Below are 4,439 nucleotides of genomic sequence, written 5' to 3' on the forward strand. Positions count from 1 at the left end.
CACCGCACCCCCCGCCCCGCGATGGCGCACGTGGGAAAGAGGGCACCCCCCTTTTTTTCGAAACAATGAGGTTTCCCATGCTGCTTGCCGCAGAACCCGACAAGGCACCCCCGCACACCGGCGGGCTGCTCATGCTCATAGGCGGCACCGGCGGCCTGCTCACGGTCGCCGCCCTGGGTATCGCCCTGCTGCTCGTCCTGATCATCAAGATCCGCCTCCAGCCGTTCGTCGCGCTGCTCGCGGTGTCCATCGCGGTGGGGCTGGGTGCCGGGCTCTCCGTCACGGAGCTGTTCGGCACCGTCCAGAGGTCCGACGCCGTCTCGATGATCGAGTCCGGGATGGGCGGCATCCTGGGCCATGTCGCGATCATCATCGGCCTCGGCACCATGCTCGGCGCGATCCTGGAGGTGAGCGGTGGCGCCGAGGCCCTGTCGGCGCGGCTGCTGGGCCTGTTCGGGGAGAAGCGGGCACCGCTGGCCATGGGGCTGACCGGACTGCTCTTCGGCATCCCCGTCTTCTTCGACGTCGGCATCTTCGTGCTGGCGCCGATCGTGTACGCCGCGGCCAAGCGCAGCGGCAAGTCCGTCCTGCTGTACTGCATGCCGATGCTGGCGGGGCTGTCGATGACCCACGCGTTCCTGCCGCCGCACCCGGGCCCGGTCGCCGCGGCCGGGCTGCTGAACGTGGACCTGGGGTGGGTCATCCTGATGGGCATCGTCTGCGGGGTCCCGGCGGTGCTCGCCGGGTGGGCCTACTCCGCGTGGATCGGCAACCGGGTCTTCGTCGCGGTGCCGCAGGAGATGCTGGAGGCCGCCGAGGAGTCCCGGAAGGCCGTGGCCGCGGAGCAGCGGGCGGCCGGCGCCGCCGCCGACGAGTCCCCGGTGCCGGTCGGCACGGTGCTGGCCATCATCGGCACGCCGCTGCTGCTGATCCTCGCCGCCACGTTCTCGTCCATCGCGCTGGACCCCTCGACCGGGCGGTCCGTCATCGAGTTCATCGGCCACCCGTTCGTGGCGCTCACCGTGGCGCTGCTGCTGGCCTACTGGCTGCTGGGGCTGCGGCGCGGCTGGAGCAGACAGTCGCTGGAGACCGTCTCCACCGCCTCCCTGAAGCCGGTCGGCAACATCCTGCTGGTGGTCGGCGCGGGCGGGATCTTCGGCGCCGTGCTCCAGGGGTCGGGCGTCGCCCAGGCCCTCGCCGACGTGTTCGGGGACGCGGGGCTGCCGGTGATCGTCCTGGCGTATCTGATCTCGGTGGTGCTGCGGGTCGCGCAGGGCTCGGCGACGGTGGCCATCGTGACGACGGCGGGGATCGTGGCGCCGCTGCTGCGGGACGGCGACCCCTCGCAGGCGTATGTGGCGCTGGTCATCATGGCGATATCGGCGGGCTCGATCTTCGCCTCGCATGTGAACGACGGCGGGTTCTGGATGGTCGCGAAGTACTTCGGGATCTCCGAGCGGGACACCCTGAAGTCCTGGACCGTGCTGGAGTCCGTGCTGTCGGTGGCCGGCTTCGTGGTCGCGGCGGCGGTGAGCGTGGTCGTGTAGCGCACCTGATAAATGTGCTCATCTGCTGCCAATGCCCCCGGAACTGCCCAGTGCAGTTCCGGGGGCTGTCTTGTGGAGACGTGCCGTGTGGCCCAACAATGCACGGCGACAAACCGAATAGACCTTCGGTACGCAGAGAGGAAAACCCCCACATGAAACGACCTCTCGTCAGTACGCTCGCCGCGGCGCTCTTCGGGGCCGCCGCGCTCGCGGGCGCGGCCGCGGCGCCCGCCGCCGCCACAAGCGGCACCGCCGGCACCGCGGGCGCCGCCACCGACCGGGCCCCGGCCGCGCAGGCGGCCCCCACCTTCGAGGGCACGGTGGCGCTGAGCAACTGCTCGGGCTCGGTGGTGAAGATGCCGAACTCGCAGCCGGACGACCCCGCGCTGGTCCTCTCCAACGGGCACTGCCTGGAGGGCGGCATGCCGTCCCCCGGCAGCGTCGTCGTCGACCAGCCCTCCAGCCGCGGCTTCACGCTGCTCAACGCGTCCGGCGGCAGCGCGGGCACGATACGCGCCGACCAGGTCTCGTACGCGACGATGACCGACACCGACGTCTCGCTCTACCGGACCACCTCCACCTACCGGCAGATCGAGGACCGGTACGGCATCACACCGCTGGAGCTCGACGCCGCGCACCCCAGCCGGTCCACGGCCATCACCGTCGTCTCCGGCTACTGGCGGGAGACGTACTCCTGCTCCATCGACGACTTCGTCCACGAGCTCCGCGAGGCGGGCTGGACGATGAAGGACTCGATCCGCTACACCCGCGCCTGCCAGACCAAGGGCGGCACCTCCGGCTCCCCGGTCGTGGACGACGCGACCGGCAAGGTCGTGGGCGTGAACAACACGGGCAACGAGAACGGCGAGCGCTGCACCCTCAACAACCCCTGCGAGGTGGACGAGAACGGCCAGGTCACCGTCCGCCAGGGGATCAACTACGGCCAGCAGACCTATCTCATCGCACCCTGCGTGGGCGCGAACAGCAGCATCGACCTCAGCCGTCCTGGCTGCGAGCTCCCCAAGCCGTAGGAGGCTGACATGCGCAGATCGCTGATCGGTACGTTCGCTGCCGGGATCTTCGCCGCCGCCGCGCTGACCGGGCTCGCCGCGGCCCCGGCGGCGGCCCAGGAGGCGCCCGGGACCCCGGCCGCGCAGGCGGCCCCCACCTTCGAGGGCACGGTGGCGCTGAGCAACTGCTCGGGCTCGGTGGTGAAGATGCCGAACTCGCAGCCGCAGGACCCGGCGCTGGTGATGTCCAACGGGCACTGTCTGCAGGGCGGCATGCCGGGCGCCGGTGAGGTCATCGTCGACCGGCCGGCGAGCCGCGGCTTCACGCTGCTGAACGCGTCCGGCGGCAACGCGGGCCAGATCCAGTCCAGCAAGATCGCGTACGCGACGATGACGGACACCGACGTCGCGCTGTACGAGGCCACCTCCAGCTACCAGCAGATCGAGGACCGGTACGGCGTCGAGGCGCTGGAGCTGGACCCCGCGCACCCCGCCCAGGGCAACGCCATCACGGTGGTGTCCGGGTACTGGAAGGAGACCTACAGCTGCGCGGTGGACGGGTTCGTGCACCAGCTCCGCGAGGGCCAGTGGACCTGGAAGGACTCCATCCGCTACACCTCCGGCTGCCGGATCAAGGGCGGCACCTCCGGCTCCCCGGTCGTGGACGACGCCTCCGGCAAGGTCGTGGGCGTCAACAACACGATGAACGAGAGCGGGCAGCGCTGCACCCTCAACAACCCGTGCGAGGTGGACGAGAACGGCCAGGTCACCGTCCGCCACGGGATCGGCTACGGCCAGCAGACCTACCTCATCGCACCCTGCGTGGGGGAAGGAAACAAGATCGACCTGGGCCGGGAGGGCTGCACGCTGCCCAGACCCTGACCCTCCGGGCCGTATGAGCCCGAGCAGTTGTTCTCCGACAGGAAGTAGGCACCATGAAGAGATCTCTCGTCAGTTCGCTCGCCGCCGCGCTCTTCGGCGCCGCGGCGCTGGCAGGGATAGCCGCGTCCCCGGCCGCCGCCCAGCCCCAGCAGGCCCCGCAGGCCAAGGGGCCGAAGACGCCGACGTTCGAGGGCACGGTGGCGCTGAGCAACTGCTCGGGCTCCGTCGTCAAGCTGAAGGGGTCCAAGCCCGGCGACCCGGCGCTGGTGCTGTCCAACGGGCACTGCCTGCAGGACGGCTTCCTGGAGCCGGGCGAGGTCGTGGCCGGCAAGAAGACCAGCCGCGACTTCACGCTGCTGAACGCGGACGGCAGCGACGCCGGGACGCTCCACTCGGACAAGATCGCGTACGCGACGATGACGGACACCGACATCTCGCTGTACGAGACGACCTCCAGCTACCGGGAGATCAAGAAGAAGTACGGCATCCGCGCGCTCAAGCTCGACCCCCGCCACCCCCGCCAGAACCGGGACATCACGGTGGTCTCCGGCTACTGGAAGGAGACCTTCAGCTGCGGGATCGACGGCTTCGCGCACCGGCTGAAGGAGGCGGACTGGATCTGGAAGGACTCCATCCGCTACACCATGGACTGCCAGACCAAGGGCGGCACCTCCGGCTCCCCGGTCGTCGACGACCGGACCGGCAAGGTGGTGGGCGTGAACAACACCCACAACGAGGACGGCGAGGAGTGCACCCTCAACAACCCCTGTGAGGTCGACGAGAACGGCAAGGTGACGGTGCGCTACCTGAACGCCTACGGGCAGCAGACGTACCTGGTCACCCCGTGCTTCGGCCGGGGCAACCAGCTGGACCTCGACAACCCGTACTGCGAGCTCCCCAAGCCGTAGCCGTAACTGTGGCCGCGGGCGCGGGCGCGGGCGCGGGCGCGCGGCCGTGACGACGCCCCCCGGAACGGCGGTTCCGGGGGGCGTCGTAGGGG

The 4,439-nt window shown here is 70.1% G+C and carries 4 protein-coding genes; all 4 read left to right on the forward strand.

Annotated elements, in window-relative coordinates; all coding sequences use genetic code 11:
• Nucleotides 1–77: 77 nt before the first annotated feature.
• The 4 genes from G5C65_RS31925 (at nt 78) to G5C65_RS31940 (ending at nt 4,347) form a co-directional block, all read left to right on the forward strand.
• Nucleotides 78–1,547 (forward strand): GntP family permease, encoded by a 1,470-nt coding sequence (locus G5C65_RS31925; protein ID WP_165302531.1) that lies wholly within the window; start codon nt 78–80, stop codon nt 1,545–1,547.
• Between the two features lie 152 nt (nt 1,548–1,699).
• Nucleotides 1,700–2,578: a S1 family peptidase gene (locus G5C65_RS31930; protein WP_165302532.1), complete on the forward strand. Its 879-nt coding sequence runs from the start codon at nt 1,700–1,702 to the stop codon at nt 2,576–2,578.
• Between the two features lie 9 nt (nt 2,579–2,587).
• Nucleotides 2,588–3,439, forward strand: coding sequence for a S1 family peptidase (locus G5C65_RS31935; protein WP_165302533.1), 852 nt, complete (start codon nt 2,588–2,590; stop codon nt 3,437–3,439).
• Between the two features lie 53 nt (nt 3,440–3,492).
• Nucleotides 3,493–4,347, forward strand: coding sequence for a S1 family peptidase (locus G5C65_RS31940; RefSeq protein WP_165302534.1), 855 nt, complete (start codon nt 3,493–3,495; stop codon nt 4,345–4,347).
• Nucleotides 4,348–4,439: the final 92 nt, after the last annotated feature.

Origin of the sequence: Streptomyces boncukensis, from assembly GCF_011045075.1 — a bacterium.
Taxonomy (GTDB): Bacteria; Actinomycetota; Actinomycetes; order Streptomycetales; family Streptomycetaceae; genus Streptomyces; species Streptomyces boncukensis.

What these genes read in the sequence shown, in the direction of transcription:
- G5C65_RS31925 (WP_165302531.1), top strand. Translation starts at nt 78, where the DNA reads ATGCTGCTTGCCGCAGAACCCGACAAGGCACCCCCGCACACCGGCGGG.
- G5C65_RS31930 (WP_165302532.1), top strand. Translation starts at nt 1,700, where the DNA reads ATGAAACGACCTCTCGTCAGTACGCTCGCCGCGGCGCTCTTCGGGGCC.
- G5C65_RS31935 (WP_165302533.1), top strand. Translation starts at nt 2,588, where the DNA reads ATGCGCAGATCGCTGATCGGTACGTTCGCTGCCGGGATCTTCGCCGCC.
- G5C65_RS31940 (WP_165302534.1), top strand. Translation starts at nt 3,493, where the DNA reads ATGAAGAGATCTCTCGTCAGTTCGCTCGCCGCCGCGCTCTTCGGCGCC.